General features: G+C 65.9%; 14 protein-coding genes. All 14 read right to left on the reverse strand.

What is annotated here, in order from left to right; translation table 11 throughout:
• Positions 1-22: 22 nt before the first annotated feature.
• The gene (hisB, locus tag EYW47_RS30020; protein ID WP_133198467.1) at positions 23-610 is read right to left on the reverse strand and encodes an imidazoleglycerol-phosphate dehydratase HisB; all 588 of its coding nucleotides are present in this window, start codon (positions 608-610) and stop codon (positions 23-25) included.
• An 85-nt stretch (positions 611-695) separates the two neighbouring features.
• Positions 696-1,772 carry a histidinol-phosphate transaminase gene (hisC, locus tag EYW47_RS30025; RefSeq protein WP_133198468.1) on the reverse strand — a complete coding sequence of 359 codons (1,077 nt, stop codon included), beginning with the start codon at positions 1,770-1,772 and terminating at the stop codon, positions 696-698.
• A 226-nt stretch (positions 1,773-1,998) separates the two neighbouring features.
• Positions 1,999-3,318, reverse strand: a complete 1,320-nt coding sequence (gene hisD, locus EYW47_RS30030; protein ID WP_133198469.1) for a histidinol dehydrogenase — start codon at positions 3,316-3,318, stop codon at positions 1,999-2,001.
• A gap of 162 nt (positions 3,319-3,480) precedes the next feature.
• Positions 3,481-4,179, reverse strand: coding sequence for an ATP phosphoribosyltransferase (gene hisG, locus EYW47_RS30035; RefSeq protein WP_133198470.1), 699 nt, complete (start codon positions 4,177-4,179; stop codon positions 3,481-3,483).
• The gene (gene murA / locus EYW47_RS30040) at positions 4,176-5,438 is read right to left on the reverse strand and encodes a UDP-N-acetylglucosamine 1-carboxyvinyltransferase (protein ID WP_133198471.1); all 1,263 of its coding nucleotides are present in this window, start codon (positions 5,436-5,438) and stop codon (positions 4,176-4,178) included. The genes hisG and murA overlap by 4 nt, the downstream gene beginning before the upstream one ends.
• A gap of 108 nt (positions 5,439-5,546) precedes the next feature.
• Positions 5,547-5,786 (reverse strand): BolA family protein, encoded by a 240-nt coding sequence (locus EYW47_RS30045; RefSeq protein WP_028218456.1) that lies wholly within the window; start codon positions 5,784-5,786, stop codon positions 5,547-5,549.
• 27 nt (positions 5,787-5,813) lie between these two features.
• Complete coding sequence (locus tag EYW47_RS30050) at positions 5,814-6,569, reverse strand: ABC transporter permease (RefSeq protein ID WP_028218457.1); 756 nt, start codon at positions 6,567-6,569, stop codon at positions 5,814-5,816.
• Complete coding sequence (locus EYW47_RS30055; RefSeq protein ID WP_133198472.1) at positions 6,566-7,492, reverse strand: ABC transporter ATP-binding protein; 927 nt, start codon at positions 7,490-7,492, stop codon at positions 6,566-6,568. The genes EYW47_RS30050 and EYW47_RS30055 overlap by 4 nt, the downstream gene beginning before the upstream one ends.
• A gap of 258 nt (positions 7,493-7,750) precedes the next feature.
• Positions 7,751-8,023, reverse strand: a complete 273-nt coding sequence (locus EYW47_RS30060) for an STAS domain-containing protein (protein WP_133198473.1) — start codon at positions 8,021-8,023, stop codon at positions 7,751-7,753.
• On the reverse strand, positions 8,020-8,652 hold the full coding sequence (locus EYW47_RS30065) for an MlaC/ttg2D family ABC transporter substrate-binding protein (protein ID WP_133198474.1): 633 nt from the start codon (positions 8,650-8,652) through the stop codon (positions 8,020-8,022). Before EYW47_RS30065 ends, EYW47_RS30060 begins: the two co-directional genes overlap by 4 nt.
• Positions 8,653-8,830: 178 nt before the next feature.
• Positions 8,831-9,835 carry an MlaA family lipoprotein gene (locus EYW47_RS30070; RefSeq protein WP_133198475.1) on the reverse strand — a complete coding sequence of 335 codons (1,005 nt, stop codon included), beginning with the start codon at positions 9,833-9,835 and terminating at the stop codon, positions 8,831-8,833.
• A gap of 11 nt (positions 9,836-9,846) precedes the next feature.
• Positions 9,847-10,491, reverse strand: a complete 645-nt coding sequence (mlaD, locus tag EYW47_RS30075; protein ID WP_133198476.1) for an outer membrane lipid asymmetry maintenance protein MlaD — start codon at positions 10,489-10,491, stop codon at positions 9,847-9,849.
• A gap of 94 nt (positions 10,492-10,585) precedes the next feature.
• Positions 10,586-11,362: a lipid asymmetry maintenance ABC transporter permease subunit MlaE gene (mlaE, locus tag EYW47_RS30080; protein ID WP_133198477.1), complete on the reverse strand. Its 777-nt coding sequence runs from the start codon at positions 11,360-11,362 to the stop codon at positions 10,586-10,588.
• Complete coding sequence (locus tag EYW47_RS30085) at positions 11,359-12,183, reverse strand: ABC transporter ATP-binding protein (protein WP_133198478.1); 825 nt, start codon at positions 12,181-12,183, stop codon at positions 11,359-11,361. Before EYW47_RS30085 ends, mlaE begins: the two co-directional genes overlap by 4 nt.
• Positions 12,184-12,199 lie beyond the last annotated feature (16 nt).

A 12,199-nucleotide genomic window follows, 5' to 3' on the forward strand; every position in this document is an offset into this window, starting at 1 on the left:
GTGGTGCCCCCACAAGCGCCGCTTACAGGCTGCCCTTCGTCGACGGAATCTTGCCCGCCTGACGCTCGTCCAGCTCGGAAGCCTGGCGCAGCGCGCGGCCGAAGGCCTTGAACACGGTTTCCATCTGGTGATGCGCGTTCAGACCACGCAAATTGTCGATATGGAGCGTCACGCCGGCGTGATTGACGAAGCCGCGGAAGAACTCGATCGACAGGTCGACGTCGAACGTGCCGATGCGCGCACGCGTGAACGGCACGTGGAATTCGAGCCCCGGACGGCCCGAGAAGTCGATCACCACACGCGAGAGCGCCTCGTCGAGCGGCACGTAGGCATGGCCATAGCGGCGGATGCCCTTCTTGTCGCCGATGGCCTGCGCAACCGCCTGGCCAAGCGTAATGCCGACGTCTTCAACCGTATGGTGGTCGTCGATATGGGTGTCGCCATGCGCCTCGACTTCCAGGTCGATCAGACCGTGTCGCGCGATCTGGTCGAGCATGTGGTCGAGGAACGGCACGCCGGTCGCGAGCTTCTGCTCGCCGGTGCCGTCCAGATTGAGTTTCACGCGGATTTGCGTTTCGCTGGTGTTGCGAACGACTTGCGCGACGCGCATGGCAATTTCCTTCAAACAGCCCGTAACAGGAGGGTTTAGAGAACGAAGCTCAAAGCGCTGTGCGCTTCGCAACGATGGGAACGATTCACTTGAGCACGAGCTTCAGGGCGGCGAGCAGCTGTGCGTTTTCGTCGGGGGTCCCAACGGTCAGGCGCACGCAATTCGCCAGCAATGGGTGCATTTTACTCACGTTTTTGACCAGAACCCGCGCTGTCAGCAGCGTATCGAACACGGCGGAGGCATCGGGCACACGCACCAGCAGGAAATTACCGGCGCTTTCGAACACTTCGGTGCCCGGCAATTTCGCCACTGCGGCGGCCAGTTGCGCCCGATCCGCGCGCAACTGGGCGGCCTGCGCGTCGAGCACGCCGATATGGTCGAGCAGGAAATCGGCAGCCGCCTGGGTGAGCACATTCACGTTATACGGCGGGCGCACCTTGTCGAACTCGTTGAGCCATGCAGTGCGGCCCGCGAGGTAGCCGAGACGAATGCCCGCGAGCCCGAGCTTGGACATCGTGCGCATCACGACCACGTTGTCGAACGCGCCCGCGCGCGGCATCCAGCTCGTCTGCGCGAACGGCTGATAGGCCTCGTCGATCACGACGAGGCCGCCGGCGGCGCCCGCGGCTTCGATGATGCGCTCGATGTCGGCGTCGGCGAAGAGGGTGCCTGTGGGGTTATTCGGGTACGCCAGCCAGATCACGGCCGGCTTGTGCTGCGCGACGGCGGCCAGCATGGCCTCGGTATCGAGCGTCAGATTGGCCTTGAGCGGCACGCCGACGAACTCCACCTGCGCGAATTTGGCCGACATCGCATACATCACGAAGCCCGGCACCGGCGCGAGCACCTTCGCGCCCGGCTTCGCGCACGCCATCGTGATCATGCTGATGATCTCGTCCGAGCCGTTGCCGAGCAGCACGTCGCACTCGGGCGGCACGCGCATCGCGGCCTTGAGCTTCGCCATGAGCGCCTCGGGACGCGGCGCCGGATAGCGGTTCAGCGCCACACCCGCGAGATGCTCGCCCAGTTGCGCCGCGAGATCGGCGGGCAGCGAGTACGGGTTCTCCATGGCGTCGAGCTTCACGAAGCCGGCGGCGTCGGGGACCGGATAGCTCGTCATGGCGAGCACATCGGGGCGGATGATGTCTTGTGGTGTCGTCATTGTCGATTGGCTCGCACGCAGCGCGTGGAGCCGGCACGGACGGCCAGCCGGACTACAGTGCCGGAGCGCTGCAGGGCCGTCCTGGTTGGCGCCCGGTTTCGGGCGCGCGGGTTATTTCGGTGTTCCAGGCATCTGGCTCAGGCATAAACGAGCCTTGTGCGCCGATGCTTGCAAACGTCTCCTCAGGGGGCGCGGCGCACATGAGGCTCATGCGCGCCGCCATGCCTCAACTCTGCTTCATGCGGTACTCGGCGCTGCGCGCGTGGGCCTGGAGGCCTTCTCCATACGCAAGTTCCGCGGCAATCTCGCCGAGCGTCTGCGCGCCTTCCGCGCTCACTTCGATCAGGCTCGACCGCTTGATGAAATCATAGACGCCAAGCGGCGACGAGAAACGTGCGGTACGAGACGTAGGCAGCACGTGATTTGGCCCCGCGCAGTAGTCGCCGAGGCTTTCGCTCGTGTAGCGGCCAAGGAAGATAGCGCCCGCGTGGCGGATTTCGGCGCCCCACTTCTGCGGCTCGAGCGCCGAGATTTCGAGGTGCTCGGGTGCGATGTCGTTGGCGATCGCGCAGGCCTCGGCCATGTCGCGCACCTTCACGAGCGCGCCGCGGTTCGTGAGCGACGTGGCGATGACCTCGGCGCGCGGCATGCTGGGCAGCAGTTCGTCGATCGCGTCGTGCACGCGCTTGATGAACGCCTCGTCCGGGCACAGCAGGATCGATTGCGCGAGCTCGTCGTGCTCGGCCTGCGAGAACAGGTCCATCGCGACCCAGCGCGGATCGGTCGTGCCGTCGCACAGCACGAGGATCTCGGAGGGGCCGGCGATCATGTCGATGCCGACCGTGCCGAACACGCGCCGCTTGGCCGAGGCCACATAGGCGTTGCCCGGGCCGCAGATCTTGTCGACCGGCGGGATCGTGCGGGTGCCATAGGCGAGTGCGCCCACGGCCTGCGCGCCGCCGATGGTGAACACGCGGTCGACGCCGCCGAGCAGCGCCGCCGCCAGCACGAGCGGGTTCTTCACGCCGTCGGGCGTGGGCACGACCATGACGATCTCACGCACGCCCGCGACCCGCGCGGGAATCGCGTTCATCAGCACCGACGACGGATACGCGGCCTTGCCGCCCGGCACGTAGAGGCCCACGCGGTCGAGCGGCGTGACCTTCTGGCCGAGCACGGTGCCGTCCGCTTCGGTGTACTGCCAGCTATGCGAGCCGCACTCGATGCGCTGCTTCTCGTGGTAGCCGCGCACGCGCGCGGCCGCCGCTTCGAGCGCTGCGCGCTGCTTGGGCTCGAGACTTTCCAGCGCGGCTTCGAGCTCGCTGATCGGCAGCTCCAGCGCCTCGACGCTCGTGGCGCTCAGGCGGTCGAAGCGGTTCGTATAGTCGAGCACGGCGGCATCGCCGCGCGCCTTCACGTCGGCGAGGATCTGCGCGACCGAGCGCTCGATGGCCTCGTCTTCGCTCGCCTCGAAGGCGAGCACCGCGTGCAGCGCCGCCTTGAAGCCTTCGGCGCTGGAGTCGAGTTTGCGCATCGTGATAGCCATGCTGATATCCATCCGTAACGGTTGTGGGCGCGGCGCATCGGGTGCACCGCGCGGGCGTCGCCGGGCTCGCTCGTGCGAGCTTCTTCAGGTAGCCAACTCAGGTGGCCAACTCAGGTGGCAAACCCAGGTGGCCGGATCAGGCAGCCGGAACCGGCGGCCTGATCACGCTGCCTGCGCACCGCGCGACGCGCGTTCGAACGCGTCGAGGAACGGCCGCAGCGCAGCGCGCTTCAACTTGAGCGCCGCCTGGTTCACGACGAGGCGCGAGGAGATCTCCATGATCTCCTCGACCTCGACCAGATTGTTGGCGCGCAGCGTGCCGCCCGTGCTGACGAGGTCGACGATCGCGTCGGCGAGGCCGACGAGCGGCGCTAGCTCCATCGAGCCATAGAGCTTGATGAGGTCGACGTGCACACCCTTGGCCGCGAAGTGCTGGCGCGCGGCTTCCGTGTACTTGGTCGCCACGCGCAGGCGCGCGCCCTGGCGCACGGCGTTCGCGTAGTCGAAGCCCGCCTTCACCGCCACCGAGAGGCGGCAGCGCGCGATGTCGAGATCGATCGGCTGATAGAGCCCGCCGCCGCCGTGCTCGAGCAGCACGTCCTTGCCCGCCACGCCGAAGTCGGCCGCGCCGTACTCCACGTAGGTGGGCACGTCGGTCGCGCGCACGATGATGACGCGCAGGTTAGCGTCGGTGGTCGGCAGGATGAGCTTGCGCGAGGTTTCCGGGTCTTCGGTCACCTCGACGCCCGCGGCGGTGAGCAGCGGCATCGTCTCTTCGAAGATGCGGCCCTTCGAGAGCGCCAGCGTCAGCGGCGCACCGGCCGCCGCTGCCGGCGTGGGCCTGGATTCGACCGTGCTCATGCCGCGTTCCCCTTGATGCGCTTCACGTTGGCGCCGATCTTGTTCAGCTTCTCTTCCATGCGGTCATAGCCGCGGTCGAGGTGATAGATGCGGTCGATGAGCGTCTCGCCGTCGGCGCACAGGCCGGCGATCACGAGGCTCGCCGAAGCGCGCAGATCAGTCGCCATCACCTTCGCGCCCGAAAGCTTCTCGACGCCGGCAATCAGCGCCGTCTTGCCGTCGATCGTGATGCTCGCGCCGAGGCGGTTCAGTTCCTGGACGTGCATGAAGCGGTTCTCGAAGATCGTCTCGACGACCTGCGAGGTGCCGTCCGCGATCGTGTTGAGCGCCATGAACTGCGCCTGCATGTCGGTTGGGAAGGCCGGATATTCCGCGGTGCGCAGGTTCACGGCGCGTGCGCGTTCGTGCATGCGCACGCGCATCCAGTCGTCGCCCTCTTCGATCGTCACGCCTGCTTCGCGCAGTTTGTCGGTGACAGCGTCGAGGATGCCCGGGCGCACGCGGCGCAGCGTGACGTCGCCGCCCGCGGCGGCAACCGCGCACAGGAAGGTGCCTGCCTCGATGCGGTCGGGAATGACCGTGTGCTGCGCGCCGTGGAGCTTGTCCACACCCTGGATCACGAGGCGGTCGGTGCCGATGCCCTCGATCTGCGCGCCCATCGCCACGAGCAGATGCGCGAGGTCGCCCACTTCGGGCTCGCGCGCGGCGTTCTCGATCACCGTTTCGCCGTCGGCGAGCACGGCGGCCATCAGCAGGTTTTCCGTGCCGGTGACCGTGATCATGTCGGTGACGATGCGCGCGCCCTTCAGGCGCTTCGCGCGCGCCTCGATGAAGCCGTGCTCGATGTTGATCTCGGCGCCCATCGCCTGCAGGCCCTTGATGTGCTGATCCACGGGGCGCGCGCCGATCGCGCAGCCGCCGGGCAGTGACACCTTCGCCTCGCCAAAGCGCGCGATGAGCGGCCCGAGCACGAGGATCGAGGCGCGCATGGTCTTCACGAGCTCATACGGCGCGACGACGTTGTTCACCTTCGAGGCGTCGAGCTGCACGCGATGGCCATCCTGCTCGGTGCGCACGCCCATCTGGTTGAGCAGCTTGAGCGTGGTGCGCACGTCCTGGAGGTCGGGCACGTTGTCCAGATGGACGGGTTCCGCGCTCAAGAGGCTGGCGCAGAGAATGGGGAGCGCGGCGTTCTTCGCACCTGAAACGGTCACTTCCCCTGCGAGCTTCTGCCCGCCGACGATGACGAGTTTATCCATGCCTGAAGTTTCCTGATCGGTGCGGCCGGCTTGCGGCGTTGCGTCATGTTGTGCGGCGCCGCTCGCGGCGGCGCCTTTGTCCTGGGTAATTCGCACTGAGATTCCAGATTATGCGTTCTGCCATTCGGCGGGCGTGAGCGTCTTCATGCTGAGCGCGTGGATTTCCTCGCGCATGCGCTCGCCGAGCGCCGCATAGACGAGCTGATGGCGCTGGATCAGGCGCTTGCCTTCGAATGCCGACGAAACGATCGTCGCGAAGAAGTGCTGACCGTCGCCTTCGACTTCGAGATGCTCGCACGCGAGTCCTGCCGAGATGTACTGCTTGACCTGTTCCGGAGTCGGCAACATGGTGTGGGGCTCCTGCCTGAATTGCATTTAGTGGCGCAGCTTGTAGCCGCTCGCGAGCAGACGCATCGCAAGCGCGGCCAGCACCACGAAAAAGACGAAAACGATCGCGAGACTTGCGAGCGGGTTAATGTCGGACAAGCCGAAAAACCCGTACCGGAAGCCGTCGATCATGTAGAAGAACGGGTTCAGCCGTGACACCTCGCGCCAGACCGGCGGCAGCGTATGCGTCGAATAGAACACGCCCGAAAGGAACGTGAGCGGCATGATGAGAAAGTTCTGAAACGCCGCGAGCTGGTCGAATTTTTCGGCCCAGATCCCGGCGATCAGGCCGAGCGTGCCGAGGATCGCCGAGCCGAGCACCGCGAAGGCGATGATGTAGAACGGCGCGGCGAAGCTCATCGGGATGAACCAGATCGTCACGACGAACACGCCCGCGCCGACGGCGAGGCCGCGCACGATCGAGGCGAGCACGTAGGCTCCAAACATCTCCCAGGCGGCCAGCGGCGGCAATAGTACGAATACGAGATTGCCCGTGATCTTCGACTGGATGAGCGACGAGGACGAGTTCGCGAAGGCGTTTTGCAGCACGCTCATCATCACGAGGCCGGGAATCAGGAAGCTCGTGTACTCGACACCCGGGTACACCTCCACGTGGCCGCGCAGCGCGTGGCCGAAGATCGTCAGATAGAGCAGCGCGGTGATGACCGGCGCGAGCACGGTCTGGAAGGCGACCTTCCAGAAACGCAGCACTTCCTTGTAGAACAGGGTACGGAAGCCGCTCATGCAAGCCCCTCGATCACTTCAGGTCCGTTCATCACCTGCACGAAGACATCCTCCAGATCGGCCTTGCGCACTTCCATCTCTTCGAGCTTGCAGCCGTTCGCGCGGCACAGCGCGAGGATGCGCTCGACGTCGTCGTAGCTCGCGAGGCGCAGCAGGTGCTGGTGAGCGTTGCCATTCGATGTCTCGACTTCGAGCGGGCGCAGCTCCGTCGGCAGCACGCCTTCCGAGAAGCGCAAGAACAGCTGCGTGCCCGCGAAGCGCTGCAGCAGCGTGCTGGTGCGCTCGAGCGCCACCACCTCGCCCCGCCGCAGCATGGCGATGCGGTCGCACAGCTCTTCCGCCTCTTCGAGATAGTGTGTGGTGAGCACGATGGTGTGACCTTCGCGGTTCAGGCGCGCGATGAACTTCCAGAGCGTCTGGCGCAGCTCGACGTCCACGCCGGCGGTCGGCTCGTCGAGCACGATCACGGGCGGCCGGTGCACCAGCGCCTGCGCCACCAGCACGCGGCGCTTCATGCCGCCCGAGAGCGCGCGCATGTTCACGTCGGCTTTTTCGGTGAGGTCGAGATTGGCCATGATCTCGTCGATCCACGCGTCGTTGTTGCGCAGGCCGAAATAGCCGGACTGGATGCGCAGCGTCTCGCGCACCGTGAAGAACGGGTCGAACACCAGTTCCTGGGGGACGACGCCGAGATTGCGGCGCGCGTTGCGGTAGTCGCTCACGACATCGTGGCCGCGCACGGCAATCGAGCCTTCATCGGCGCGCGCGAGGCCTGCGAGAGCGCTGATGAGCGTCGTCTTGCCCGCGCCGTTCGGGCCGAGCAGCCCGAAGAACTCGCCCTCTTCGACGGTGAAGCTGACGCCCTTGAGCGCCTGGAGCTCTTTGTAGCGCTTCTTGACGTTGCGGATTTCTATGGCTGGCATGACTCAGGCGCCGCCCGTCGTGAACGGCGCGGCTGATAAATGCATCAATGCTGCGGGGAGGACCAGAATTTGGGGACGGCTTGTGCCGCCTGCTTCGATGCCACGATAACCGCGGCAGCGCCCAAAAAACGGTTGATTATAGGCCAAGTCGGAAAGCCCGGCCTGGGCCTGGCTTGGACTCGAAAGCGGAAGCGACGGCGTGCGGCAATCGGGCCCGAGCGGCGTGCCCGGCCGACGCGGCCGCGAGGCCGCCGCGCGTCAATGTCGCTCGTGAAGGAGCGATTCGACGCCGTAAGCGCGCGCGAGGGATGCGAGCGCGGAGGGAAGATTGAGAACGCTGAGCGTAACGCCGCGCTCGTGCGCGGCACGCTGCCATGCGATCAGCACGGCAAGCGCCGAGGAGTCGAAATGCGTGAGCGGCGTGCAATCGACAGCGCTGGCGCCTGCCGCGATTTGCGCGAGACCCGTCGAGAGCGCGGCCTTCGCGCTCTCGAGGTTCAGCGTGGCGCCGGTGGCGAAGCGCTCGCTCACGAGCTGGCCTTGCCGGCGGCGAGCTGCTGGTTACGCTGCGTGAGGAAGGTGATCAGACCTTGCACGCCGCCCTGCTGGATCTTTTCCTGGAACTGCTGCTGGTACGCCTGGATCAGCCATGCGCCGAGCACGTTGATGTCATACACGCGCCAGCCTTGCGGCGTCTTGTACAGGCGGTAGTCGAGCTCGATCGGCTGGCCGTTGTTCATGACGGTCGAACGGACCACGACATCGGTGTCGTCCGGGTTCGCACGGAACGGCTTGTACTGGATCTGCTGATCGCGCACCTGGGCGAGCGCGCCCGAGTACGTGCGGATCAGCAGCGTCTTGAACTGCTCGATGACCTGCTGCTGCTGCTCAGGCGTCGCCGTGCGCCAGTTGCGGCCCATCGCGAGCTGCGTCGTGCGGCGGAAGTCCGTGTACGGCAGGATCTTCTCGTTCACGAGTTGCGTGATCTTGCTGATGTCGCCGGACTGGATCGACTTGTCGCCCTTGATCTGGTCCATGACCTGCTGCGTGATCGTCTGGACCATCGCGTCAGGATTGCTGGTGTCGACCGTTTGCGCGGAGGCTGCGCCGGCAAACGCAAAAAACATGGCAAAAATCGGGAACAGAAAGAATTTTTTCATAGCAAGTCCTGCAGGTTGGGGAACAACGCCCCGTTGGAGGTCAACGATATCACGCGAGCGCCAGGGCACCGAGTCAAACAATGCCAGGAAACTGCGACAAGCGTTTCAGCTTGTTACGTCAGAATTAAGCGCTTGCGGAGTACCGGCGTGGCGCCACGCGCCGTGCCGGATATCGTGATCAATGCAAACGCAGCAGCCCGGGAGCGTAAATGCCAATGCGCGCCGGCGGAATGTACTGATCGCCCGGCACGGCGGCCCCGGAAGCGCCGGCCGGGGCCTGCGCGCCGGACGCCGGTACGCTCGCAGCGGCGCCAGCCGGGCCTTCCAGTGTGGCCGGGGCCGCGCCGTTGGGGTATGCCGGCGTCATGCTGGCTGCCGTTGGCGCCGCAGCACGCGCAGCGCCCGATGCGGGGGCCGCTGCGCCCGCCGCGCCCTCTTCGGGCTCGCCGTAGTTCGGCGGCGGCGCACCTTCGCCGTAATCCGGCAGGTTATTCGACGCGTGACCGTCCGAGAGCTGGTATTGGCGACGCTGCAGATAGGCGTTGCGCAGGAACGAATACTTGTCGATCGCCGCGCCTTCGAGCAGATCGCTCGCACCCAGCAGGTTCGCGCGCGAGTTGACGACGTCCAGACCGTACAGGCCCCACGACAATGCCGGTGGATCCACGTACGTGAGCGGATTGATGAAGTAGTTGCCCACGAGACCCACGCCGTCACGCACCGTGCTCGGGCCGAAGAGCGGCAGCACGAGGTAGGGGCCGGGCGGCACGCCATAGTGGCCGAGCGTGAGGCCGAAGTCCTGGTTGTGCTTGGGCAGCTTGGCGAGCGTCGCCACGTCGAACAGACCGCCCAGGCCGAAGACCGTGTTGATCACGATCCGCATGATGTCCTCGACGCCATCGGTGATCTTCAACTGCAGGAAGTTGTTCGCCGCATTGTAGACGTCGCCGATATTCGAGAAGAAGTTCGTCACGCTGTTGCGCACCGGCTGCGGCGTAACTTTCACGTAGCCCTGCGCAACCGGCTTGAGCGCGTACTGGTCGATCTTGTCGTTGAAGGTGTAAACCGTGCGGTTGAAGCCTTCCCACGGATCGTCCTTCGAAGGCGTCTGCACCGTCGAGCATGCCGTCAGCGTGAGCGCCGCAACGCCAATCGTGATCGCGCGCATGCGAATGGTCATCATCTTTATTCTCCTTATTGCGCCGCCGCGCCCGAGCCGGCCGGCGCCGGTACGGGTGCTGTAGCCGGTGCGGCGCTCTCGCCGCCCGCGGCCCCGTTTGCTGCGCCGCTCGCACCGTTGCCGGCGCTGCTGCCCGTGGTGTTGCCCGTGTTATTGCCAGTGCTGTTGCCCGCGCTATTGCCCGACTTCGCGGCACCCGAATCGGCCGCCTTGCTGTAGAGGAATTGGCCGATCAGGTTCTCGAGCACGATCGCCGACTGCGTCATGGAGATAGTGTCGCCGGCCTTGAGCATTTCGGTGTCGCCGCCCGGCTCCAGCCCGATGTACTGCTCGCCGAGCAGGCCCGAGGTCAGGATCTTCGCCGACGTGTCCTTCGGGAACTGATACTGCTGGTCGAGGTTGATCGTGACGAGCGCCTGATAGGTGTTCGTGTCGAAGCCGATCGACGTCACCCGGCCCACCGTCACGCCCGCGCTCTTCACGGGCGCGCGCGGCTTGAGGCCACCGATGTTGTCGAACTTGAGCTTGACCGCGTAGGTCGGCTGGAACGAAAGCGAGCTCATGTTGCCGGCCTTCAGCGCGAGAAACAGCAGCGCAATGAAGCCCAGCACCACGAACAGGCCGACCCAGAAGTCGAGAGCAGTCTTTTTCATCGTCATCCCAATGAGAATCCGTTGCGGCGGCGCCATGCACGAGGCGCCTGCCGCGCAGCCCGGGCGCCGCGCCGTCACGGCGGGCACCCGCGCCAAATACTTAGCTGAACATCAGCGCGGTGAGCAGGAAGTCGAGGCCCAGCACCGCGAGCGACGCGTACACGACGGTCTTGGTGGTCGCGCGCGACACGCCTTCGGGCGTGGGCTTGGCCTCGTAGCCCTGATACAGCGCCGTGAACGTCACCGCGAAACCGAACACGATGCTCTTGACCACGCCATTGCCCACGTCGGCCCAGACGTCCACGCCGCCTTGCATCTGCGACCAGAACGCGCCGGCGTCCACGCCGATCAGCAGCACGCCCACCACGTAGCCACCCAGAATACCGACCGCGCTGAAGATGGCCGCCAGAATGGGCATGGCGATCACGCCCGCCCACATGCGCGGCGCCACGACGACGCGCACGGGGTCCACCGCCATCATTTCCATGGCCGTGAGCTGCTCGCCCGCCTTCATGAGACCGATTTCGGCCGTGAGCGAGGTGCCCGCGCGGCCCGCGAACAGCAGCGCTGTGACCACCGGGCCGAGCTCGCGCACGAGCGAGAGCGCGACCAGCAGCCCGAGCGCCTGCTCGGAGCCGTAGCGGTTGAGCGTGTAGTAACCCTGCAAGCCCAGCACGAAGCCGACGAACAGACCCGACACCGCGATGATGAGCAGCGAATAATTACCGACGAAGTGGATCTGCTTCGTGACAAGGCGCGGACGGCGCACCAGTGGGAAGAATTCCAGCACGAGGCGCACGAAAAAGCGCGTGGCATGGCCCGCGCGCGCGATCGAGTCGAGAACCGCGCGGCCGAGCGAGCTGATGGCGCCGGTCATGAGCGGCCTCCGCCAATGCCGAAGTCCGCGTCGAGCGAGACGTTCGTGGGGTAGTGAAAGCGGAACGGGCCGTCCGGCGCACCGTCGATGAACTGGCGCACGATCGGGTCGGTCGAGGCGCGCAGTTCGGCGGGCGTGCCCTCCACCTGAACGCGGCCGTTCGCGAGGAAGTACACATAGTCGGCAATCGCGAACGATTCCGGCACGTCGTGCGTGACGAGGATCGACGTGGCGCCGAGCGCGTCGTTCAGCGTGCGGATCAGGTTCGCGGTGATGCCAAGAGAAATGGGGTCGAGACCGGCAAACGGCTCGTCGTACATCATGAGCTCGGGGTCGAGCGCGATGGCGCGCGCGAGCGCCACGCGCCGCGCCATGCCGCCCGAAATCTCCGAAGGCGCGAGGTCTCGCGCGCCGCGCAGGCCCACGGCATTGAGCTTCATGAGCACGAGGTCGCGGATCAGCTCTTCGGGAAGATCGGTGTGTTCGCGCAGCGCGAACGCGACGTTCTCGAATACCGACATGTCGGTGAACAGCGCGCCGAACTGGAACAGCATGCCCATCTTCCGGCGCAGCGCGTAAAGGCCTTCGCGCGACTGCGCGCCGATGTCCTGCCCATGGAACAGCACCTGGCCGCGCTGGGCGCGCACGAGGCCGCCGATCAGGCGCAGCACCGTGGTCTTGCCGCCGCCCGAGCCGCCCATGACCGCGACCACCTGACCGCGCCGAAAGCGCATGTTCAGTCCGGACAGGACGAGCCGGTCGCCGCCGTAGCCGAAGTCGACGTCGCGCAGCTCCAGAAGGGTCTCAGAGTTTGAGGGCACGTAGCAGGCAGTCCAT

Source organism: Paraburkholderia silviterrae, from assembly GCF_004353915.1.
GTDB classification, from domain to species: Bacteria; Pseudomonadota; Gammaproteobacteria; order Burkholderiales; family Burkholderiaceae; genus Paraburkholderia; species Paraburkholderia silviterrae.

Excerpts from the sequence above, each read along its gene's own strand:
- mlaD (WP_133198476.1), bottom strand. The coding sequence starts at position 10,491 with ATGACGATGAAAAAGACTGCTCTCGACTTCTGGGTCGGCCTGTTCGTG.
- hisD (WP_133198469.1), bottom strand. The coding sequence starts at position 3,318 with ATGGCTATCACGATGCGCAAACTCGACTCCAGCGCCGAAGGCTTCAAG.
- hisB (WP_133198467.1), bottom strand. The coding sequence starts at position 610 with ATGCGCGTCGCGCAAGTCGTTCGCAACACCAGCGAAACGCAAATCCGC.
- hisC (WP_133198468.1), bottom strand. The coding sequence starts at position 1,772 with ATGACGACACCACAAGACATCATCCGCCCCGATGTGCTCGCCATGACG.
- EYW47_RS30070 (WP_133198475.1), bottom strand. The coding sequence starts at position 9,835 with ATGATGACCATTCGCATGCGCGCGATCACGATTGGCGTTGCGGCGCTC.
- EYW47_RS30055 (WP_133198472.1), bottom strand. The coding sequence starts at position 7,492 with ATGCCAGCCATAGAAATCCGCAACGTCAAGAAGCGCTACAAAGAGCTC.
- EYW47_RS30065 (WP_133198474.1), bottom strand. The coding sequence starts at position 8,652 with ATGAAAAAATTCTTTCTGTTCCCGATTTTTGCCATGTTTTTTGCGTTT.
- mlaE (WP_133198477.1), bottom strand. The coding sequence starts at position 11,362 with ATGACCGGCGCCATCAGCTCGCTCGGCCGCGCGGTTCTCGACTCGATC.
- murA (WP_133198471.1), bottom strand. The coding sequence starts at position 5,438 with ATGGATAAACTCGTCATCGTCGGCGGGCAGAAGCTCGCAGGGGAAGTG.
- EYW47_RS30050 (WP_028218457.1), bottom strand. The coding sequence starts at position 6,569 with ATGAGCGGCTTCCGTACCCTGTTCTACAAGGAAGTGCTGCGTTTCTGG.
- hisG (WP_133198470.1), bottom strand. The coding sequence starts at position 4,179 with ATGAGCACGGTCGAATCCAGGCCCACGCCGGCAGCGGCGGCCGGTGCG.
- EYW47_RS30045 (WP_028218456.1), bottom strand. The coding sequence starts at position 5,786 with ATGTTGCCGACTCCGGAACAGGTCAAGCAGTACATCTCGGCAGGACTC.